This is a genomic window from Streptomyces sp. P3, assembly GCF_003032475.1.
GTDB lineage: Bacteria > Actinomycetota > Actinomycetes > Streptomycetales > Streptomycetaceae > Streptomyces.
On record NZ_CP028369.1, the window covers coordinates 8835435 to 8856753 of the forward strand.

Annotated in this window: 18 protein-coding genes and 1 pseudogene; 12 read left to right on the forward strand and 7 right to left on the reverse strand. The window is 70.2% G+C overall.

What is annotated here, in order from left to right; all coding sequences use genetic code 11:
* The first annotated feature begins 8 nt into the window (after nucleotides 1-8).
* The 6 genes from C6376_RS39295 (at nucleotide 9) to C6376_RS39325 (ending at nucleotide 6094) form a co-directional block, all read left to right on the forward strand.
* Nucleotides 9-755, forward strand: a complete 747-nt coding sequence (locus tag C6376_RS39295; RefSeq protein WP_107447865.1) for a class I SAM-dependent methyltransferase — start codon at nucleotides 9-11, stop codon at nucleotides 753-755.
* Between the two features lie 470 nt (nucleotides 756-1225).
* Nucleotides 1226-1798 carry a dihydrofolate reductase family protein gene (locus tag C6376_RS39300; RefSeq protein ID WP_107447867.1) on the forward strand — a complete coding sequence of 191 codons (573 nt, stop codon included), beginning with the start codon at nucleotides 1226-1228 and terminating at the stop codon, nucleotides 1796-1798.
* A gap of 358 nt (nucleotides 1799-2156) precedes the next feature.
* Nucleotides 2157-2693: a 2'-5' RNA ligase family protein gene (locus tag C6376_RS39305; RefSeq protein ID WP_107447868.1), complete on the forward strand. Its 537-nt coding sequence runs from the start codon at nucleotides 2157-2159 to the stop codon at nucleotides 2691-2693.
* Between the two features lie 401 nt (nucleotides 2694-3094).
* Entirely contained in the window at nucleotides 3095-3652 is a 558-nt protein-coding gene (locus C6376_RS39315; protein ID WP_107447869.1) for a PadR family transcriptional regulator, read from the forward strand.
* Nucleotides 3653-3724: 72 nt separating this feature from the next.
* Entirely contained in the window at nucleotides 3725-5449 is a 1725-nt protein-coding gene (locus C6376_RS39320) for an acyl-CoA dehydrogenase family protein (protein ID WP_107447870.1), read from the forward strand.
* Between the two features lie 258 nt (nucleotides 5450-5707).
* A complete protein-coding gene (locus C6376_RS39325) occupies nucleotides 5708-6094 on the forward strand; it encodes a DUF4440 domain-containing protein (RefSeq protein WP_107449439.1) in 387 nt (128 codons plus the stop codon).
* Nucleotides 6095-6315: 221 nt separating this feature from the next.
* Here the strand turns inward: C6376_RS39325 and C6376_RS39330 are convergent, their stop codons facing one another.
* The 4 genes from C6376_RS39330 to C6376_RS39345 form a co-directional block, all read right to left on the reverse strand.
* Nucleotides 6316-7281 (reverse strand): hypothetical protein, encoded by a 966-nt coding sequence (locus C6376_RS39330; protein WP_107447871.1) that lies wholly within the window; start codon nucleotides 7279-7281, stop codon nucleotides 6316-6318.
* Nucleotides 7282-8047: 766 nt separating this feature from the next.
* Nucleotides 8048-8410 carry a DUF1330 domain-containing protein gene (locus tag C6376_RS39335; protein ID WP_107447872.1) on the reverse strand — a complete coding sequence of 121 codons (363 nt, stop codon included), beginning with the start codon at nucleotides 8408-8410 and terminating at the stop codon, nucleotides 8048-8050.
* A 319-nt stretch (nucleotides 8411-8729) separates the two neighbouring features.
* Entirely contained in the window at nucleotides 8730-9377 is a 648-nt protein-coding gene (locus C6376_RS39340; protein WP_107449440.1) for a dihydrofolate reductase family protein, read from the reverse strand.
* Between the two features lie 52 nt (nucleotides 9378-9429).
* On the reverse strand, nucleotides 9430-9660 hold the full coding sequence (locus tag C6376_RS39345; protein ID WP_254076255.1) for a hypothetical protein: 231 nt from the start codon (nucleotides 9658-9660) through the stop codon (nucleotides 9430-9432).
* A 318-nt stretch (nucleotides 9661-9978) separates the two neighbouring features.
* Between C6376_RS39345 and C6376_RS39350 the strand changes: the two genes are divergently transcribed.
* Both C6376_RS39350 and C6376_RS39355 read left to right on the forward strand, forming a co-directional pair.
* Nucleotides 9979-10677: a GAF and ANTAR domain-containing protein gene (locus tag C6376_RS39350; protein WP_107447873.1), complete on the forward strand. Its 699-nt coding sequence runs from the start codon at nucleotides 9979-9981 to the stop codon at nucleotides 10675-10677.
* Nucleotides 10678-10990: 313 nt separating this feature from the next.
* The gene (locus C6376_RS39355; protein WP_107447875.1) at nucleotides 10991-11629 is read left to right on the forward strand and encodes a hypothetical protein; all 639 of its coding nucleotides are present in this window, start codon (nucleotides 10991-10993) and stop codon (nucleotides 11627-11629) included.
* An 80-nt stretch (nucleotides 11630-11709) separates the two neighbouring features.
* On the opposite strand, the gene C6376_RS39360 is transcribed toward C6376_RS39355, so the two are convergent.
* Genes C6376_RS39360 through C6376_RS39370 form a run of 3 tightly spaced genes read right to left on the reverse strand, consistent with a single transcriptional unit; the run spans nucleotide 11710 to nucleotide 16591 of the window.
* The gene (locus C6376_RS39360) at nucleotides 11710-13218 is read right to left on the reverse strand and encodes an MFS transporter (protein ID WP_254076256.1); all 1509 of its coding nucleotides are present in this window, start codon (nucleotides 13216-13218) and stop codon (nucleotides 11710-11712) included.
* Nucleotides 13215-15221 carry a PEP/pyruvate-binding domain-containing protein gene (locus C6376_RS39365; protein WP_107447877.1) on the reverse strand — a complete coding sequence of 669 codons (2007 nt, stop codon included), beginning with the start codon at nucleotides 15219-15221 and terminating at the stop codon, nucleotides 13215-13217. Before C6376_RS39365 ends, C6376_RS39360 begins: the two co-directional genes overlap by 4 nt.
* Nucleotides 15218-16591, reverse strand: coding sequence for an acetyl-CoA carboxylase biotin carboxylase subunit family protein (locus C6376_RS39370; protein ID WP_107447879.1), 1374 nt, complete (start codon nucleotides 16589-16591; stop codon nucleotides 15218-15220). Before C6376_RS39370 ends, C6376_RS39365 begins: the two co-directional genes overlap by 4 nt.
* A 458-nt stretch (nucleotides 16592-17049) precedes the next feature.
* Here C6376_RS39370 and C6376_RS39375 point away from each other — a divergent pair, with 458 nt between their 5' ends.
* From C6376_RS39375 to C6376_RS39390, 4 genes and pseudogenes are all read left to right on the forward strand, one after another.
* Nucleotides 17050-18141, forward strand: coding sequence for a PAS domain-containing protein (locus C6376_RS39375; protein ID WP_254076257.1), 1092 nt, complete (start codon nucleotides 17050-17052; stop codon nucleotides 18139-18141).
* Nucleotides 18142-18480: 339 nt separating this feature from the next.
* The gene (locus C6376_RS39380; RefSeq protein WP_107447883.1) at nucleotides 18481-19272 is read left to right on the forward strand and encodes a maleylpyruvate isomerase family mycothiol-dependent enzyme; all 792 of its coding nucleotides are present in this window, start codon (nucleotides 18481-18483) and stop codon (nucleotides 19270-19272) included.
* A gap of 183 nt (nucleotides 19273-19455) precedes the next feature.
* Nucleotides 19456-20418 carry a hypothetical protein gene (locus C6376_RS39385; RefSeq protein ID WP_107447885.1) on the forward strand — a complete coding sequence of 321 codons (963 nt, stop codon included), beginning with the start codon at nucleotides 19456-19458 and terminating at the stop codon, nucleotides 20416-20418.
* Nucleotides 20419-20485: 67 nt separating this feature from the next.
* Nucleotides 20486-21276, forward strand: a pseudogene (locus C6376_RS39390) (class I SAM-dependent methyltransferase).
* Nucleotides 21277-21319 lie beyond the last annotated feature (43 nt).

A 21319-nucleotide genomic window follows, 5' to 3' on the forward strand; every position in this document is an offset into this window, starting at 1 on the left:
TTGACGGAATGGACCAGGAGATGATCTGGGACGCCGACACCGCCCAGCGCTATGACACGCCCGGCACCGGAATGTTCGCACCCGAGGTCGTGGAGCCGGCTGTGGACCGGCTCACTGAACTGGCAGGCCACGGAGCGGCACTCGAGTTCGCCGTCGGAACCGGTCGGGTAGCGGTTCCCCTCGCTCGGCGAGGAGTCCGCGTCACCGGCATCGAACTGTCACGGCCGATGGTGGAGCAGCTGCGTACCAAGGCTGATGAAGCCGCCATTCCTGTGATCATGGGTGACATGGCGACCGCTGTCGCTCCCGGGGAGTACACCCTCGTCTATCTCGTCTACAACACACTCTCCAATCTGCTCACTCAGGCGGAGCAGGTCGACTGTTTCCGCAACGCTGCCCGTCACCTCACTCCTGGTGGGCGGTTTGTGATCGAGCTCGGGGTACCCGAGCTGCGCAGGCTGCCACCGGGCCAGACAGCCGTGGTCCGGCGGTCCGTCCCCGGGTACGTCAACTTGGGCACCTACGACGTCCTGCGGCAGCAGGTCGTATCGCACCACTTCTCGTTCGACGAGGCCGGGCAGGCTCGGCTGTTCCGCAGTCCACACCGCTACATCTGGCCGTCCGAACTCGATCTCATGGCCCAGTTGGCCGGATTCGAACTGGAGAGCAGACATGCGGACTGGGCCGGTACCGAATTCACCGCCGAGTCGCGTTCTCACGTTTCGGTCTACCGGCTTCCGCCCGCGACCCGGTAGCTTCCGGAACAGGTGACTGTTTCGGCCGCTGAGAAACGCACCCCGTGCAGCGTGAGAGTGGGCATGGCGTCGGAAGGTCACACGATGGGCGGAAGGCGCCGGCCTGCTCGCCGCGCTGGTCCCGCGTACTGGCGCGCGGCCCGCCAGGGCCGCTTGCGCCTGGCGTCGGCCAGGGTGCTTCATCTGGATCACCCGGTCCGCAGCGCACCAAGTCGGCGCCACCGGTCGAGGCGGGCCGCACCCCGAAGGCCGCCGTTGCGCTGCAGGCAGGTCTTGTCGTGAGACACCTGCATGACTCCCGGGGAAGATCCGGATGGCGGAGCCTCCGAGGGGAACGGTGACGGCCGATGAGTTTCTCCGTGATCCACAGTCATAGATCATGATTGGTGCGGCCGCAGCCACGAGAGTGGCCGCAGCCCGCACCGACGGAATCTGCTGAGCACCGGACACGAGAAGCCGAGGAACCCTACATGCGCACTCTGATCAGCACCGCTTTCATCTCGCTCGACGGTGTCGTGGAGGGCCCGGGAGGCGAGCCCGGTTACCGGAACTCGGGGTGGACCTTCAAGGACGTTGATTTCCTCCCCGAGGCATTCGACATCAAGGGACGGGAGCAGAAGGAAGCCACCGCCGTCTTGATGGGCCGGGCCAGCTACGAGGCGTTCAGCCCGGTGTGGCCGAACATGGAGGATTTCGCCGACTACAAGCTGATGCCGAAGTACGTCGTCTCCACCACCCTCACCGAGGACGACCTTGTGTCGAACTGGGGCGAGACCACGATTCTGCGCTCGCTCGACGAGGTTGCCGCGCTGAAGGAGACCGAGGGCGGACCGATCATCATCCACGGCAGCGCCGCACTGAACCAGAGCCTCTCGGACGCCGGTCTGATCGACCGTTACCACCTGCTCGTCTTCCCGCTCCTGCTCGGCGCGGGCAAGCGTCTGTTCAGCACCTCGGACAAGGACACCCAGAAGCTGAAGCTGGTCGAGCACGAGGTCTACGCCAACGGCCTGCAGAAGAACGTCTTCGCCGTCGTCCGCTGACGGGACTCCCACGCCGGCCGTCCCGTCACGCCCCACGGACCTGGCACCCGCCGGAAGAACCGGCCCGGCGGAGGCCGGACCAACGCGCGGTCGGAGAAAGACGCTCGCGCTGTGGAGCCCGGAGTGACGCACGCTGTTCAGCTCGGCCGGCGCCAAGACGGGAAACGCGCGAACAGCCCCTGGCGCAACGAGCCCACCAGTAGGCCGGATTGACCAGGCGGGACAGGAAGGTGGAAGGGGAACCTTCCCGCATCTTGCCGCGCTTCAGCGAGGGATGAGTCGGGTGTCGGTCGCGTGTTCAACCGCTCGCGCCGTAATCCGGTCGCTGCCGATCCGGGCTCGCTGATACATATGTGCGATGGCAGGTGACGACTCCGGTGAGTTGCAGGCGGGGCGGTCGGGGCTCGTCGTGAGGATCCCCGAGGCAGAACCTGCTGTTCGAGCGTGGCGTGACCGGCTGGACCCGTCAGCCAGTGCGGGGGTTCCGGCTCATGTCACCGTCCTCTTCCCGTTCCTCGACGAGAGCCGCCTCGACGACGACGCCTGTGCGGTTGTCGGAGAGGTGATCGGGCGTCATCGACCCTTTGAGACGCGGTTCGAGCACTGCGGGCGATTTCCGGGAATCCTGTATCTCGCGCCCGAACCGGACATTCCGTTCCGCCGGCTCACCGAGGCGATTGCGGACCGGTGGCCGCAGACCCCGCCGTTCGGCGGGCAGTTCGACGAGGTCGTCCCGCACCTGACCGTCGCCCAGGGGCAGGACGACGCCGTGCTTGAGGAGGTCGAGGCCGACCTTCGCAGCCGGCTTCCGGTCACTGCCCGCGTGTCGTCGGTCGATCTGCTGGTCCACAACGGAACAAGGTGGCAGCAGCGAGCGTCGTTCAGGCTCCAGTGATCCCTCGGTCGCCCATCGGTCGGCGCGCCGCTCCCCGACATCGCATCGACGCGCAGTATCGAGCGCAACGGTGGTGTATTGGAGGACGTCCGCTCCACGGACGCCGACGTCGAGCGGCGCTACTGGATCACTCTGCAGGCCGTGCTGCGGAGTGCCGGATCGCGCCGCCGATCACATAACGCCGCGCGCCCGTCGCCGTCGGGGAACTGGACGGCGTGAACTCCCGCCGCTGCCGTTCGTCAGGGCGCCGCACACACTCGGCGCGGCTCGGCCACGGTGAGTCGGGCCGGGACGGGCGCGCGAGGCCGTGGGGCCTGTGACCTGCCTGACGTGCGCAGGGTGAGCTGTTTCTCATCACGGCAGCGTTGCTATGCAACGAGGTGCATAGGAGCATCGTGCGCATGGCGCTCGAGCACGCGATCCTCGTCTCCCTGTTGGAGAAGCCCGGCTCCGGATATGAGCTGGCCCGGCGGTTCGAGCGGTCCATCGGGTACTTCTGGACGGCCACACATCAGCAGATCTACCGGGTGCTCAAGCGCATGGGCAGCGACGGCTGGATCGACGTCCGGGACGTCCCGCAGCAGGGGCGGCCGGACAAGAAGGAGTACTCCGTCGCCGGCCCGGGACGGGACGCCCTCCGCGCGTGGCTCCAGGAGCGCACCGAACCGGAGAGCGTGCGGCACGACCTGGCGGTGAAGGTCCGTGGTGCGGCCTTCGGCGACCCGACCGCCCTCATCGACGAGGTCGAGCGTCACCGTAAGGCGCACGAGCACCGTCTCGCCCGCTATCTCGCGGGCCGGGCGCGCGACTTCCCACAGCCGCTGACGGACCGAGCGCCCGACGCCGAACAGGAGCTTCAGCACGTCGTGTTGCGCGGCGGCATCGCGTACGAGCGCATGATGATCGCCTGGCTCGACGACGTCCTCGTCACACTCGCCGGGGTCGCCGACGGTCGTTGACCGGCCGAACAGTCTTCCGATACCCCCTGCTCACAGTCCAACCTCACTCTTCCCAGCCGAAAGGCGGCAGACATGGCCGACGCGCTGCTGTTCAACCCGCGCACCTACGACCCCGCGCACTTCGACCCGGAGACCCGCAGGCTGCTGCGCGCCACCGTCGACTGGTTCGAGGAGCGCGGTAAGCGCCGCTTGATCGAGGACTACCGCAGCCGCGTCTGGCTCGGTGACTTCCTGGCCTTCGCCGCCAAGGAGGGGCTCTTCGCGACCTTCCTCACGCCTTCCGACGCCGCTGCCGAGGGAGAGGGCGACAAACGCTGGGACACCGCCCGCATTGCTGCTCTGAACGAGATCCTGGGCTTCTACGGCCTGGACTACTGGTACGCCTGGCAGGTCACCGTGCTCGGTCTCGGGCCCGTCTGGCAGAGCGACAACGGAGCCGCCCGTGCCCGCGCCGCGGAGCTGCTGTCGCAGGGTGAGGTGTTCGCCTTCGGTCTGTCGGAGAAGGCTCATGGCGCCGACATCTACTCCACCGACATGCTTCTGGAGCCCGATGGCGCGGGCGGTTTCCGGGCCACCGGATCCAAGTACTACATCGGCAACGGCAACGCCGCGGGACTCGTCTCCGTATTCGGGCGACGTTCCGACGTAGAGGGCCCCGACGGCTACGTGTTCTTCGCCGCCGACAGCCGCCATCCGGCCTACCACCTGGTCAAGAACGTCGTCGACTCCTCGAAGTTCGTCAGCGAGTTCCGTCTCGAGGACTACCCCGTGGCAGCGGGGGACGTCCTGCACACCGGCCGTGCCGCGTTCGACGCCGCCCTCAACACCGTCAACGTGGGCAAGTTCAATCTGTGCACCGCTTCGATCGGCATCTGCGAGCACGCGATGTACGAGGCGGTCACTCACGCCCGGAACCGCATCCTGTACGGCCGTCCCGTCACCGCTTTCCCGCACGTGCGACGCGAGTTGACCGACGCCTACGTCCGGCTCGTCGGGATGAAGCTGTTCAGCGACCGCGCTGTCGACTACTTCCGTACCGCCGGCCCCGACGACCGCCGTTACCTCCTCTTCAATCCGATGACGAAGATGAAGGTGACCACCGAGGGCGAGAAGGTCATCGACCTGATGTGGGACGTGATTGCCGCCAAGGGCTTCGAGAAGGACAACTACTTCGCCCAGGCCGCCGTCGAGATCCGTGGCCTGCCGAAGCTGGAGGGCACCGTCCACGTCAACCTGGCGCTGATCCTGAAGTTCATGCGCAACCACCTCCTCGACCCGGTTGCCTACCCGCCCGTCCCCACCCGCCTCGACGCGGCCGACGACGACTTCCTCTTCCGCCAGGGCCCGGCCCGCGGTCTCGGCTCGGTGCGCTTCCATGACTGGCGGCCGGCCTTCGACGCGTACGCCCACCTCCCCAACGTGAGCCGATTCCGCGAACAGGCCGACGCGCTCTGCGAGTTCGTACGCACGGCCGCTCCTGACGAGGAGCAGAGCCGGGACCTCGACCTGCTCCTCGCCGTCGGGCAGTTGTTCGCGCTTGTCGTCCACGGTCAGCTGGTCCTGGAACAGGCAGCCCTGACGGGCCTCGACGAGGACGTGCTCGACGAGCTGTTCGCCGTCCTCGTACGCGACTTTTCCGCGCATGCGGTGGAGCTGCACGGCAAGGACTCCGCGACCGAGGGGCAGCAGCTGTGGGCGCTCGGCGCGGTCAGGCGACCGGTGGTCGACGCGACGCGCTCCGAACGCGTCTGGCAGAGCGTCGAGGCTCTGTCGGGCACGTACGAGATGATGCTCTGAGACCCGCGGGCGCTGGGCACGTCTCGGCTTCAGTGCTCTGACCCAGGTGTTCGGCGTCGCCGCCGGTGGAGTGCTGCTCGTTCTCGCCGTTCGTGAGTACGGTGTGCCGGTCGTGCCGGCACGCTGGTCGCAGGATCGTGTCACGAGCATCAGCGGTTCGTCTCGACAGGTGGCGAGCAGCCGGCCGGAAGCCGGGCTGTGCTCTGCGGGTGGTAGCTCGGTTGCGGTGAACTCGGCTTCGTGGGCGAAGATGTCTGCATGAGCTATGAATCAGATGAGGTGCATGAGGCGATCGCAGGCGAGTTGCGCCTCATGGACCCCGGCGTTCGCAGTTCACGCTCCCTTACCCGACAGCTACTGGACCCGGACTTCACAGAGGTCGGCGCTTCGGGGCGACGGTGGACGTATGACGAGATGCTTGCCGCGATGCCCGAGATGGACGGTGCCTCGGCAAGCGGTCCGCGCCACGAGCCCTCGGAGTTCACCGGTGTCCTGCTGGCTCCCGGGCTGGTGCACCTCACCTACGAGACCTCGCTGGAGGGAAACCGGGCACGGCGCAGTTCGCTCTGGCGCAAGCGGGGCGCGGACGCAAGCTGGCAGATGTACTACCACCAGGCCACGCCCATCCCACCCGGCAGCGTGTAACTGTGTGGCTCGGACGGCGGTCGTTCACGTCGCCACGACAGGGTGCACACGGAGGCGGCTTTCCCCCTGTCTTCGGCGCCTCCGAGCAGACGGTGCTCGCCGTCATCGGAACCGGTGACGAACCGTCGGGCGGCATGGACACGTAGAGAGCGGAACGGGACCGGACACCGGAGCTCGTCGGCGGCCCGGTTCGGCTCGGCGACCGCCTGATCGGGCCATGGTCAGGCGGAGGCGCGCGCCGCCGCAGCGGCGACCACCTCCTGGCGTCGCCGGTGGCGCTGTTCGTATTCCAGCACCTGGCGCGCCGTTTCGGTGGGTGCGTCCCGCAGGCTCTCGGCGATCCCGGCCGCGTCCAGGGCGTCGTATCCGGTCCACGGCTCGGGTGCGCGCAACCGCTCGATGGCGCTCAGGACCGCCTTTCGGCGGGCGTGTGCGTGCTCGTAGCCCTCGACCACGGTCAGCTCGAGCTGGGACAGGGTCGGCAGCAGCCCCGCGATCTCTTTCGTGCTGAGCCGGCCGAACCCGGGAATCGGCAGGTCTTCCTCCTGTCTGACCGCCCCCAGGACTTCCTCGGCCATGGGGCCGGGCTCGGGTCTCCCACGCGCCGCGTCCTCGAGCGTGCCTCGGGCTTGCCTGATGCCACGCTCGGCGACGACCTGTGCCACAGCGTGGGCGTGATCGGTGAGGAGGCCCTCCAGTTCCTGTAGCAGCTCCTCGTCCTGGCGGCGGAGCGAGCCCAGCAGGTCGGCGGTGGGCTGGTCGTCCATCTGTTCGGCGAGAACCTCCCCGGCCCGACAGGTCGCCAGCGCCCGCGCGACGGCCGCGTACTCGTCCTCGGTGTTCCTCAGGAGGTGTCGTGGATCGGCCGGGCCTCCGCCGGGGAGCAGTCCCCGGACGACGACCGATCCGATGGTCAGCGGCAGCAACGCCGTACGGACGGCGCCGCGCGAGACGAACAGCGTCGCACCGAGAGCGGATTCCAGGAGGCCGCGGGGGCGGAGGGAGCGCTGAAGGCGGTGGATGCGCTCAAGACTGATGTGGACCTCGGCGGCCCGGCGCTCGAGCGTCTGACGGTGTGGGCCCGGCGGTGTGATCATTGCATCCGCCCCGAACCGGTCGAGGAGCGCCGCATGCGCCTGGCGGGCATCCTCCAGCACCGGTACGAGTTCCTCCGTCGTCACTGCCATGAGGTGCTCCCTGAGAAAAGGGCGGGTGGCGGTCCCGCCGCACACGGAAGGGGGCAGCCCTCACGAACTCGCCGTGCCGGGGCCACCGGCACCATCCTGCGGGACGATCGCCCAGATCGCTTGCGGCAGCGCGACCGGGACGCTGCCGGCTTGCTCGGAAATACGCCTGCTGCCACGGCTGACCAGGCCCCGGCACCGGGCCGTCCGTTCGGGTGGAGCAGGCTGACCTTCGGTGTCCGGTGGGCACGTGTGACACGTGTGGAGACGCTCGGTGCGGCCGGCCCGCCGCCTGCCGTGCAGGCCGCGCGGTCGTTCGACCACCGCGGGGCGCGCCGTGACGCAGCGCCGGGTGGCTCTGACCGCCTCATTGCGTCGCCCCGGCGGGCTGTGCGCGGGCCGGCCGGGCGCTGTCGATCGGGGGGCGGGAGCGGGGCGACATGAGCGGGTGGCGTAGTTTCGGACGTCCGGCCTGACACATCCTTGATCATCGCCAGGGCGCGTCGGCCGGGAGGCCGGGAGGCCGGGGCAGGAGGAGCTGCGAGGGTCCCGAGAGGGAGGAACCCCGGGCGACGCGCTGCTGGGTTTTTCATGGCGGTGAGTATCGGGCAGCAGGTGGAGTGGTCCACGCGGGAACGTGTCTGCGTGAGCACGGGACCCGTGGGGTGCCCATCACCATGGCCGTCAGCAGTCCGGGGCCTGTGTGAGCTGAGGGCGGCCGTCGCTCACCGGGCCCGGGGGATCCGGCCACCGCGTTGAGGACCAGCGACTATGCGGCTGACTGCCCCTGCCCCTCGGCCTCGGCACGCAGTTTGCCGGCCCGCTCGGCCGGGTCGTAATCAGGTCCGACACCCTCGATCAGCAGCACATCGCCCTCGATGTGATCGGTACGCAGTGCCAAAATGTCCTGGTAGGCGGGCGAGTCGTACCAAGCACGGGCCTCCGCCACGCCGGGGAACTCGATCAGCACCATGCTCCCGGGCCACATGCCTTCCAGCACCTCGAGCGGCGGTCCGTGGATGAGGAAGCGGCCTGCGAAGGGGTCGAGGGTGGCCTGGATGCGCTCCAGGTACTCGATGATGTCGGTGTGATGGCGGCGACTGCGAAGATGGGCGAAGCCGTAAACGGACACGATCGGGCTCCTTCGTTCCGTTCGTCCCAAGGTGGGGCGACCACCGGAACGTAGCCGGGGGCGAGGAGGTAGGGCGATTACCTCGGGAGTAATCGCCGACGCCGGCGTCGGTTCAACGGTTCCGTAAAGGTCACGCCGAGTCGCGGTGGAGACGCCCGCGGTTCGCAGGCGCACGGCGGCCGGTACGTCCGCCGCACGCGTGGTTGATCCGTGGCGGTGGGCGAGTACCGGGGCGAGCAACTGCAACTCGCCCACCACGGCGTCTGTCTGTGAAGGCGCTCGCGTCGACCGTGCCGAGGTCACCGCGCCGCTTTTCCTGTCATCTACGCCAGAAGAGGTGGTGCGTCACGCCACTCCGGCTGGGCACGATCTCCATGTGGAACCGGTCCAGCAGGTCTTGCGGCGAGTCCCACAGACGCAGGCCCGATCCGAGCTTCACCGGTGAGACGACCACGTGCAGGGTGTCGACGAGGTCGGCGTCCAAGAACTCCCGGATGGTGGTCACGCCGCCGCCGAGCCGGACGTCCTTGCCGTGCGCGGCCTCCCGTGCCTGCGTGAGAACGGTGGCGGGGTCGCCGTCCACGAAATGGAACGTGGTGTCGGAGAGGGTGAACGACGGACGCTTGTGGTGGGTCAGGACGAACACCGGCGTGTGGAAGGGCGGCTCGTCACCCCACCAGCCGCGCCATTCGTGGTCGCGCCACTCGCCGCGCTGGGGTCCGAACTTGTTGCGGCCCATGATCTCGGCACCGATGTTGTGGCTGAAGTCGCGGGTGAAGTAGTCGTCGAGGCCCCGGCTGCCCCCGGGCTCGGTGCGGTTGGGCCAGCTCGCCGTGGCGCCGGCCCAGGCGAACAGCTTTCCCGGGTCGATGTCGTGGCCGAATGGCCGTTCCAGGCTCTGGTCCTCGCCGGCGGCGATACCGTCGCTCGAGACGGTGAAGTTCTGTACTCGCAGCAGCTGTTCCACGTGCTCCCTCATCAGGTTCTGTCGCCTCCTCGTACGGGCGATGCGTCCTACATCAGGATGTCGAACGGGACGCGGCAGGATCGACAGCGGCACCTGAGTTCTTTTGAAGCGTGCCCCGCGCGGCCGTTCGCCTGCGCCGTTCGCCTGCGCCGTTCGGCGGCATCCCGCCGCCCACCGGAGCGGCAGACCGCCCGGCCTCCCCGGCGATCCGGATGGCGACGACGCGGTTGCGTACCTCGGTCTTCCTGGGGACGGCGTTGAGGTGATTGCTGACCGTCCCCACCGTCAACGACAGCCGCTCGGCAATCTCTCGGGTCGGTGTTCCGTCCGCCGCAGCACCGCCGGTTCCCTGGGCGACAACGGGCTCTCCGCGGAGCTGAGCGCCCGCAGGGCGAGCTCCGGTTCGACGAACCGTTCACCCGCCGCGACTCCGGGTACCCCGTCGCCAACGTGCTGAGCCGCCGATCAGGATGCCCACCGTCCGCTACCAGGGCTTTATCGTCCAACCCGGCGAACCTGTTCGGTCGGGGCACCGGTGCCTTCCCTGGGGGGATGAGGGCGGGGGTACTGTGACTCGATCGCTGATCGAGGCGGGTGGGTGATGACGGTGCAGTGGCGGGAGTACGCGGAGCAGATGGCGCTGTTGGCGCGCGATCTGTTGGCCCAGGAATCGGTGGAGGCGACACTCAACGAGATCGCGGCCTCGGCGGTCAGACTGGTCGAGGGCTGCGACGCGGCCGGGATCCTCGCGGTGCGCAAGGGCCGTGCGGTGACCCTGGCCGCCTGCGGAGACATGGTCCACGAGTGCGACCGCCTGCAAGCCGAGTACGGCGAGGGCCCCTGTTTCGACCTCGCCCGCCGCAAGGACGGTGCGCGCCTCTACCGGATCGCCGACATGCACGAGCCGCAGCCGGCCTGGCAACGGTTCGCCGCGGCGGCCCGCACCCTGGGCGTGGGGAGCATGACCGGCGTCCTGCTCTACACCGACAACGACGACTTCGGCGCGCTGAACCTGTACGGGCGCCGCCCCGGCGCCTTCAGCAAGGACATAGAGACCGCGGGCTGGCTTCTCGCCTCGCACGCCGCCGTCGCCCTGGACAGCGCCCGCACCATCGACCAGCTCGAGCACGCCATGGAAACCCGCCACGCCATCGGTGAAGCCATCGGCATCCTCAGAGAACGCCACAAGCTCAGCGAGGAAGACGCTTTCAACGTGCTGCGCCGCATTTCCCAGCACCACAACGTCAAACTGCGCGACGTCGCCCAGCGGGTCCGCACCGACCGCACCGACTCGGCCTGACCAGCAGCCGGCCTGACGTGCCCGTGCTGCAGCCCGGGCACGCACACGGTCCATGGACTCGGCCGGCCCGGAGAAGTTCCGTGGCGCGCGCATACCGTCGAACGGCTCACCGCGTTTCGTGACACCGCCGCCGCACGAGTCCATGCCCGCGTCGGCGACATCATCGTCGTCAAGGTCGGCGGCGTCCTCCGGCGCGTGGCGACAGGGTGGCGATCGAGTCCCCACGGTGGTGGGCTCGCCCCACCGATGGACCACAGGAGCGTTAACGTGTCATGTCTATGACATTTCTCTGCCATTGAAGGGGACGGTGCAAATGAACGGATCCGCCTGCAACAGTTCGACCCGCCTGGCCCTCGCGCTGGGCGCGGCCCTCGTGTCGACGGTGCTCTGCACTCCGGCGACCGCAGCAGCCGCCGAGGAGGCCGGGAAGGGCCAGGGTACGGCCGCCACCATGCCCGCGCACCGCGAACGGGCCTGTCCCGTCGTGTACTTCGACCTGGGGGAGACCCTGGTGCACACCGCCGACGACGGCAGCACCACCTACCTCCCCGGGGCGGCCTCGTACCTGCGGAACCTGCGGGAACGCCACATCAGGGTCGGCCTGATCACCAATGTCCCGCCCTCCTGGGGCACGACCGACTCTGAGCGCGCCGCCCGGCTCCGGCGGGAGGTCGACACGACATGGCGGGGTCCGGCGGCCTTCGCCTGGGCAGACTTCGGCGACCGGATCCGTACGCCGCGCACCGAGGCCGAACGCAAGCCGTCCCCGGTCCTGTGGCAGCGCGCCAAGGAGGACTCGGCACGCTGCCGGGTCGTCTACCAGGCGGAGACGGCCCAGGAGGTGTCCGTGGCCTCCTCGCAGGGTTTCGTGTCGTACCAGGTCGGTCTGCCGCACCGGCCCGCGTTCCTGCCGGCGGGCCTGATCGAACTCCTCGGCCGCCGCAACGCTTGAAAGCAGACGAGGCTCGGACCGCCCGTCGTCGTACGCCCTTGATAGGGGGCGTACCACGACGGATCGGCGCCTGGGCACGGTCATCGTTTGGGCGGCGTTCGAAGAGCTGATCCACCCGTGGCCCGGTCCGGTTCGTGGGCCTTCTTGCGGCCGGCGTCCCCGGCCCGGTCCGGTTCGTGGGCCTCCTTGCGGGCGGCGCCCCTCGCCTCCACCGGGTCGGGAGCACCGTCGCCGACCTCCGCCGTCGCGGGGCCACCGGCTCCCGCGGTGCCGCTCACCCGAGGCGACACCGCCCTATCCCCGTCCCGGCCCCCGCGGGCGACCACCCCGCTGCGCAGCAGCAGTTGGAAGACCGCGAGCAGCGCCACCGTGGCCAGCGCGCTGTGCCACAGCAGGGCGTCCAGATGCCCGGCCGACAGGTACGCGCCCGCGGCGATCGCGGCCAGGGCGCACACCGCGCGGTCCACGATGCTCTCCACCGACAGCAGGGTGGCCCGCGGCGCGTGCGCGGGGATCGCGTCGTTGACCAGTTTGCGTTGGACCGGGAACGCGAACCCGGTGGCGGCGGCGAACAGGCAGAGCAGGACGACGACGACCCACGGCCCGCCGAAGGTCATGGCCGCCAGGGTGCCCGCCAGCGCGAGACTGAGGACGGACACCCAGGCGACCGGCGGCAGTCTGCGGCCGAGCCACTGGGGCCGCGCGGACGCCACCGCCTCCGCCACGGTCATCGCGGCCAGCACTCCACCGTGCGAGGCCTCGCCGATGCCGTGGTCCAGCAGGATCGGCTGGAAGAGGTTGACCTGGCAGATGCGCGACAGCGTGAAGACCGCCACGCCCTGCATCATCACCAGGGCCAGCCACGGCGAGGAGGCGACGCAGCGCAGCGCGGTCCCCGCGTCCCGCAGGAAGGCGCCGCCCCGGCGCGCGCCGTCCCTCAGGCCCGTGTCCGCTCCGGCTTCCGCCCCGGCGAGGCGGGGCAGCAGCAGGGCGCAGACGAGAGATCCTGCCGCGCTCGCGGCGCTGAGCAGGTACGGGGCCGGGTGCGCGAGAGCCATCAACGGCCCGACCAGCGGCCAGCACACCACCTTCGCCGCCAGCCCCAGTGCCCGCGCGGTGCCCTCCGCCCGCAGGTAGTGCTCGTCGCACCGCTCCGCCAGCAGCCCGTCGTACAGGTAGGCGCTCGCCGCGCCCGAGGTGAGCGACCGGCCGGCGGCGATGGCCAGGAAGTGGATGAGGAACCCCGTGTAGGAGGCGCTGAGCACCGGGGCCAGGTTCGCGGCCGTCATCACCACCGCGCCGGCCCGCAGGCAGTTGCGGGTGCCGATCCGGTCGGCGATCAGCCCGGTCGGGATCTCCAGCAGGCAGAAGGCCACGTAGTAGATGCTCTGGATGCCGAAGATCTGCCCGTCAGAGAGGCCGGCCGCCTTCTGGTAGGCGTAGAACACCGGCATCCACCACAGCAGGTTGAACAGCAGCTGGAAACCGTAGTTGAGCCGGACGATCCGGCGGGCGGTGTCGGTCAGGCCCGTGGCCGCCCCGGTGCCGGTGCCGGGGCCGGTTCGCGGCCGGCCAGGACGCGCCGTCACAGCGCGTAGGGGCGGATCTGGACCAGCCGGAAATCGCCCTGCTCGGTCATCAGCCACTCGATGTCTAGGGGCTTGTCCACGTCGCTTCCGCTGAAGTGGGACTGCAGGAGCCGTCCGGTCAGGGACAGGTCGGCCAGCCGGGCACGGACGGCGACGGACAGCTCCTCGCCCCACGAGCCCAGCGCGACGGTACGGCCGCCGCCCTCCACGGTGTTGTACAGATACTGCTGCGGCAGCACCGTCCCGTCGACCACCTGCTCGGGCGAGCCGGGGGAACAGTTGAGGTAGACGTTGCGGAAATCCTCCCGTCGGGTCGGATTGCAGGTCACCAGGACACCGCCCAGGGAGGCGGGCAGGTACTCCTGGATGATCACACCCATGTAGGTGTCGTCGAGGGAGATGCCGACCTGGTGGCGCAGCCGCACGCTGCGGGGCGACACGAGGGAGGCCCACACCTGGCGTACGGCGTCGAGGAGTTCACCCGTGCCGCGGACGGTGGTGACGGAGTCGTAGACGCCCGCCGCGGAGAACCCGGGGAGGTCCTCGGCGTTGGAGGAGGAGCGCACCACCAGCCGTCCGCGCGAGGCCGCCGCGGCGGGGAAGGCCTGGTCGATCTGCCGGGTGACCGCCTCGGGGACGGGGGTGTGCCGGATCAGGTGCTGCAGGTGCAGGCACAGCGAGTCCAGGACCTCGGTGGCGTCGAGTTCCAGCGCCATCTTCAGCTTGCCGATGCCCTGCTGGAGGGCCGGGGAGGAGGCGAGGAACCGCTGCTGGAGCGCGAACGGGAGTGCGACGCCTTCCGGGGCGCCGACGGCTTCGGCCACGAACTCGGCGGACCTGGCACGGAGTTGCTCGGGTCCGGAGGCGGTGAGGCCGAGGCGGGCGGCGAGGTGGCCGTATAGGTCCTCGCGCGGCGGCCGGGGTCGGCCGTAGAAGGAGGTCAGGTCCACCGTGCGGCTGTCCAGGACGTGGTGCAGTTCGCCGAGGTTGGCCGCCTTCGTGCCGTAGCGGTCGCGGTCGGCGCCGCGCAGCCGGTGCAGGGAGAGCACGGGGGCGTCTTCGAGCAGCGGCGGTTCGAGGCGTATGCGCTGCTGATGCCACGCCGGCGCCCGCAGGTCGGGTTCGTGGTCGAGACGCTGCAGGGATATGTCGTCCTCGTCGACCCGGTAGCGCACCCACGCGTCGTCGAGGCTTTCCCCGTCGACGAGTTGCTCCAGGTCGCGGACGATCGCGTTGGGAATGCCCCAGCCGGAGGCGAGGACGTTGGTGTGCGAAAGCGGCGTGATCGGGGCGGTGTTGATGAAGCCGGCGACGCGCGGGACGTCGTCGGGCAGGCAGGGCATCGCCACGATGTCCGCCCAGCCCAGGCCGGCCTCCGCCGCCGTGTACTCCTGCGCCGTCCGGAAGAAGCGCAGACGCCCGGTGGCCTCGCCGGGGTTCAGTGGTGTGCGCTCCCGGGAGCCGAACAGCTCGTGGCCCAGGATGCGGGGCACACGCCGCTCGCTGACCGCCGACAGCCCTTCCTCCTGCCCGTGGTTGGCGGGCTTGAGCAGCAGCGGCAGGCTGCTGTCGACCCGGGCCCTCACGAACTCGTAGAAGAACGCCAGCAGTTCGCCGTGCATGGTGTCGGCCTCGGTCGTCTCCAGGACGAGGAAGGGCCGCTCCCGGCCCTCCTCCTGCTCGGTGTGCAGGGACAGCACACCGAGCAGGAACCGCCGCTCGGGATCGGTGTAGACGGAGGCGTTGAACGCGTCCAGCTCCGCGTCCAGCGAGGCCAGGTCCATCCCCAGCACCCGGGTGGCGACGTAGTCGACGTGGAAGGGATGCACGCCGGTGTCGAGCAGGTGCCAGGTGTTCTCCGCACGGTCGACGACGACCTTGAGGTAGGGGTGACCGGCCAGGACTCCCGACAGCGTCCGAAAGAGCGGCAGGGAGAGGTTCTCGCCGACGACCGTGCGGTCCGTGGCGGGCGCGGCGGCTCCGGTGGCCAGGTGGGTGCTCATGCGGGAACCTCCTCGCACTGCGCTGCGGGCAGCACCCGGGGGAGGGCGTCCACCAGAGTCTCGAAGTCCCGCAGCACCGTCCGCGGGTCGGCGGCGGAGAGCAGGCACAGGGCCGCCATGGTGTTGGCGCCCGCGGCGGGGTCGTAGACCGGCACGACACTGCCGTCGGGCAGGGAGCTCTCCGCCACCACCGACAGCTCGCTGTCCGGGCTCAGCGGGACGTCCGACTCGACCACGGGGAAGTCCCAGACCCTGCGGTCCTGCCAGGCCTCGCCACGGCCGTCCACCGCGAGGACGACCAGGGAGCCCGCCGCACCCCGGGCCTGCGCCGGTGTCAGAGCCCGCTCCGGCCAGGCGACCGGGCGTCCCAGCAGATGGTCGACGAGCATGCCCACCAGGTCGAGTTCGAAGACCTCCTCGATCTGCGGCACCGTCATCGCGCCGCCGAACCGGGCGGCGGTCTCGATCAGCCACATGCTGCCGTCGGGGCCGAGCTTGATCTCGGTGTGCGTCCCGCAGTCCCGCAGGCCCAGCGCGTCCACGGCGCGGCGCGCCAGGTCCACGACGCGGTCCTGCGCGTCCCGCGAGAGCAGGGCGGGGGTGATGCCGGCGCGCTCGGTGAAGGGCTCGACGGTGGGCATCCGGCCGCTGAGGCAGACGGGGTGGAAGACACCGTCCGCGACGACGCCCTCGACGCTGAGGTAGTCGCCCCAGCCGGGCTCGTCGAACCAGTCCGCCGCCGTGCCGCTGACGATCTCCTCGACCACGAAGTCCGCGTTCGCCTCGGCGACATGAAGCTCCGCGTACCCCAACCGGGCGGACTCCGCCATGACCTGGCGTGAGCGGGCCCAGGCGGCGGACGCCTCGCCGGGGGAGTCGATGATCTGGTGAGCGGTGGAGCCCGCGCTCCAGGCCGCCTTGAGGAGCAGGGGACAGGACAGGGAGCTCACCGCCGCCTGGAGGTCCGCCTCCGTGGCGACGGGGCGGAACGCGGGCTGCGGCAGGCCGCTCCGCTGCCAGGTGCCGCGCATCAGCCGCTTGTCGCGCGCGAGTGCGGCGGCTGCGCCCGCGCCCCGCAGACCGAGCTCCTCGCAGGCCTCGGCGACCGCCACGACCGCGTACTCGGAGAAGGTGATCACAGCGTCCGCGCCCACCTCCCGGGCACGCGAGACGATCAGGGAGACCAGGTCGCGGCGGTCCGCGTCGCCCGGCGTGGTGACCGAGGCGCACAGTCTGGCGGCGGAACCCGCCACGGCGGGAGGAAGAGCGCTGAGCGCCAGCAGGTGCACGTCCGCCCTCGCAGCCGTCCGGGACAGGACATGGCCGAGCGGCGGACCACCCTTGGCATGCACCAACAGCACCGTGCTCACAGAAATCCGTCTCCATTCATCTGGTCGGCAGGGGCCGTCCTCGGCGCCGGTGGCGCGGTGACGGGCCCGGGGATCGCGTGCGGGGAACGGCGTCCGTCGGATCCGCCCGCACACTCCAGGGGACCAGGCCGTAACCGTCCGTATCGCGGCAGAGGGCGCTCGCGACTCAGGCAAATGCCTGAGTCGCGGGGGTGATGGGCGGACGTCCGTCCCCGGATCTCGGGCCGATCGGTAAGGCGGCGGGGCCACCGTCCACTTCCGGCAATCGGCCGGGAATGGAGCTTGTGCGGTTCCGGGCGGGATGTCCAACGTCGTGTGACTGTGCGTCAGCCAGTCCTGTACGGACGGAGACCGTTGTGGGCGACCCAAGCCTCAAGACACTGCTCGAGAACCTTTCCGTGTCCCGGAGGGAAGTCGACGAGCCGTGGCAGGCGGGGGAGAGGGGCCCAGAAGGGCTCTTGCACACAGGTGAGCCGACCGGCGCCGGCGACCCGGCCGGTCCCCGCCACGCCCCGGACCTGCGGAGTCGGGGAGCAGGGCTCGCGGTGCCACCCGGCTACGCCGCCTTCGCGGATCTCGTGGACCTCGCTCCGGCGGCCGCCTTCATCCGGGACCACGACGGGCGCTACCTGTGGGCCAACCACGCCTACGCGCACCTCTACGGCACCGTGCCGCGGCAACTGGTCGGCAGATACATCGAGGACTTCGACGCCCCGGCCGAGGCCGAACGGTTCCGGGCCCTGGACCAGCAGATACTCACCCGGGGCACGCCCGTCCGCCACACTCTGCGCTACCTGCGTCAGGACGGCACCACGGGCCGCGCGGTCGGCCACCGCTTCCCGGTGCGCGAACAGTCCCGTACGTGCATCGCCGGCATCTACGTGGACATCACCGATCACCTGCGGGCCACGGCGCAGCGCCAGGAGGCCGAGGAGAACCTCAGCGCTCTGCGTGACCACAGCGGGCTGCCGTGTGCCCTGTTGTCGGCGAACGGGCGGGTGATCGAGGCGAGCGTGGCGGCCGCCGAACTCTTCCACCTCGGCCTGCCCGACCTCGTGGGCCGCCGCGCACACACGCTGCTGGCCCCCGAACCAGGGCCTGATCTCGACCGGTTGCACCGTCACTGGAACAGTCTGATAGCCCGCCGTACCCGACGTGTCGAGACCACCGCCGTGCTCGTCGATGCCCATGGACTGCAGCGGCGGGCCGAACTCCACCTGACGACTATCGGCCATTCCGCCAGCCGGGCACGGCACGTCTGGGCGGTGATCACCCATCAGAGCCTCGCCCACGAGGCCCATCCGCCCCTCACCGCCGCGCAGATCCGCATCCTGTCGCTGTTGGCGCAGGGCAGCAGCAACAGCGACATTGCCGCCTCGCTGAAACTGTCGCGGCAGACGCTCGACTACCACCTCAGCCGCCTGCGACACCTGCTGGGCGCCGCGACCCGTCCGGCGCTGGTGGCCCGCGCGTACGTCCTCGGCATACTCGCCCCCCACGCCTGGCCCCCACGCTCGGCCACGGCGACCCATCCCCTCAGCACCGCGTGACCTCCGCGGACGGGCACACGCGTGCCGGCGCTGGGTGCCGGGTGCCGGGTGCCGGGTGCCGGGCGTCGGCGAGCGGCGTGCCGGTGCGGGCCTCCCGTGGGCAGTGGGTCGGACGGACGGCGAAGGGTCCCCGCGTGGGTGAGGTGGGAGTACGGGTGCGACCATCGGGAGGGTCGTGAAGCCGGAGGCGGCCGGCGCCCGCCGCTCAGCGACTGCAGCGCGGCAGGTTCTGCCGCCTCCAGCGCGCCGCCTCCCGTCGCCGGCGGCGGACCCCGGATCACTCCAATCCGTCACCCCAAGCGGTCACCCCAAGCCGTCACCCAGAGAAAGGCTCCCGCGATGAACCTGTCGGACATCCCCGCACACGGACCCGCTTCGGTCGACCACCGCGCCGAGATCGCGGTGGAGACCGCCCGACTCGTCGCAGCCGTCAAGACTGCCGACCTGACGACCGCCGTCCCGAGCTGTCCCGGTTGGACGCTGGCAGACCTGGTCAAGCACACCGGTGGCGTCCAGCGTTGGTTCTCGAGTCTTCTGCACGCGCGCATCCAGGAGCCCCCGCGTACGCGGGACGTGGACCTGCGGCTCCCGGAGCGGCCGGAGGAGTACCCGGACTGGCTGGCCGACAGTGCGACCGTGGCCGCTCAAGCCTTCGCGGCCACCGACCCGGACCTGCCCATGTGGGCATGGGGCGTCGACCAGCACGCCCGCTTCTGGGCACGCCGGATGCTCTTCGAGACCCTGGTGCACCGGGTCGACGCCGAACTGGCCCTCGGCCGTCGGCCCATCATCGACCGCCCGTCGGCCGTGGACGGCGTCGACGAGTTCCTCGTCAATCTGCCCTTCGCCGCCTCCTTCGCGCCCCGCGTCGCCGACCTGCGCGGTCCGGACAGGACCCTCCGCTTCCAGGCGACCGACGGCGAGGAAGACTGGCTGGTCCGCCTGCGGCCCGACGGCTTCGGGCTCGACGCGAACCCCGGTGCTGCCGAACCCGCCGACGCGACCGTTCAGGGAACCGCCGCCGATCTGTTGCTGCTCGTCTACGGCCGGCTGCACCGAGACGCGGCGGTCTTCGCACATGACGGAGACGACGACCTGCTGACTCACTGGTTCGCCAACTCCGCTTTCTAGGGCGGGTTTACGTCGTCCTGGTCATCGTGGACCGGCGCGGGGAACCGGCAGCAGGGCAGTAGTCGCCGGAGCTGCGTTCCAGTAGCGTACCGACCAGGCGGTACGCTTCGCGAGGCGTCCCACCCGCCTTCATGTGCTCGATGAACGCCAACGTTTCATCCGCAACAGGACGGAGAGCCGCTCATGACGCACGCGCAGGCGCAGGACCCGACGCAAGCACAGGCGCAGGACCCGACGCGCGACAGCCTCGCCTACGCGCGCGAGACCTGGAGAACCCTCGAGCCCTACCACGGGGCGGTCTACTTCTCGCCCGAAGCGGCAGGCCTGTACGGCGAGTTGGGCGTGGACGCCAGGACCGGGTACTTCGCGTCCCGTTCGGCCGTGCTGGGCGCGGCTTCGGCGGAGGTGGTCATCGCCACGTTCTACAACTTCAATCCACAACTGGTGCGCCGGGCCATACCCGCGGCATGGGAGGCCGCTGCGCCGCAGCAGTTCACCGCTGCCCGGCTCGCGGGGATCGACGCCACGCTCCGCCGCATCCTCGGCGCGGAGGTCTCCTCACCGGCGATGGCCCGCGCGGCGGAACTGGCCCGTGCCGCAGCGGAAGTGACTGTGCATCACCCACAGGGCCGCCCTCTTTTCGCCGCGCACGCCGCACAGCCGTGGCCGAGCGAGCCCCACCTCGTGCTCTGGCACGCGCAGACCCTGCTGCGGGAGTTCCGCGGCGACGGCCATGTGGGGGCGCTGCTGACCGCCGGACTGAGCGGGATCGAAGCTCTCGTCACGCATGCCGCCGCAGGAGACGTCGATGCGGGGGTCCTGCGCGACTCGCGGGCGTGGACGCCGCAGCACTGGACCGAGGCAGTGCAGAGCCTTCGTGAGCGTGGATGGCTCGACGACGGACCGGACCTGGCGCTGACCGAGGACGGTGCGCGGCGCAGGGCGGAGATCGAGCACGCCACCGACAGGCTGGCCGCTCTCCCGTACCGCACGCTCGGTCCCACGGACTGTGTCGAACTGCGCTCACTGGTCAGGCCGTTCAGCCTCGCTCTGGCGAAGGAACTCCTGCCCTGGGCAGTCGGCCGCCTGAACGACGAGAGCGCGGGAGAGAGGGCGCCGAGGCCGGGAACGCCCGATGGCGCCTGACTCCCGCCACAGGTCGAGCAACCCAAGAGACAGGTCCGAGAGGAAACAGGCGCGGTAACGTGGGACGGTGCTCGAGGAATCGGTGGCGCGTTTCTACGACGAACTGGCCGACGACTACCACCTGATCTATGCGGACTGGGACGCGAGCGTCCGTCGGCAGGGTGACGCGCTCGACGCCCTGATCGGCCGAGACCGCGCGTCGGTCCTCGACTGTTCCTGCGGCATCGGCACGCAGGCCATCGGTCTGGCGCTGCGCGGGCACCGGGTCACGGGAACCGGCCTCAGTCGCCGCGCCGCCGCCCGCGCAGCCCGTGAGGCCGCCCGCCGGAACCTGAGCCTGCGCACGGCCGCTGCCGACATGCGACGCCTGCCGTTTCCCGACGGCCGGTTCGACACGGTCGTCTGCGCCGGCAACTCGCTGCCCCACCTGCTGACCGAGCAGGACGTGCACGCTGCCCTGACCGAGATGCGCCGCGTGCTGCGGCCCGGCGGCCTGCTGCTGGTCAGCACACGCCCCTACGACGACCTGCTGCGCGACCGCCCGGCTTCCGCGCCTCCGCAAGTCCACAGGACCGCCGACCGCGCCGACGGCGAGGAGCGAACCGTCACCTTCCAACTCTGGCACTGGCACGACGACGGCGAGCACTACGACCTGGAGCACTTCCAACTCCTCCCGGCAGGCGGGGAATGGCGTGTCCAGGTCCGCCGTACCGCTTACTGGGCACTGGGCACTGGGCACTGGGCCGGGCACGACTGACCGGTCTCGCAGCCGAGGCCGGGTTCGTCGACGCCGAGTGGCGGATGCCGCAGCAGACGGGCTTCTTCCAGCCGCTGCTCGTGGCCCGCGCCGGTGAGTAAGCGCCGACTCCGGCTCTCGGCCCGGGAGCAGGGCCACGTCACG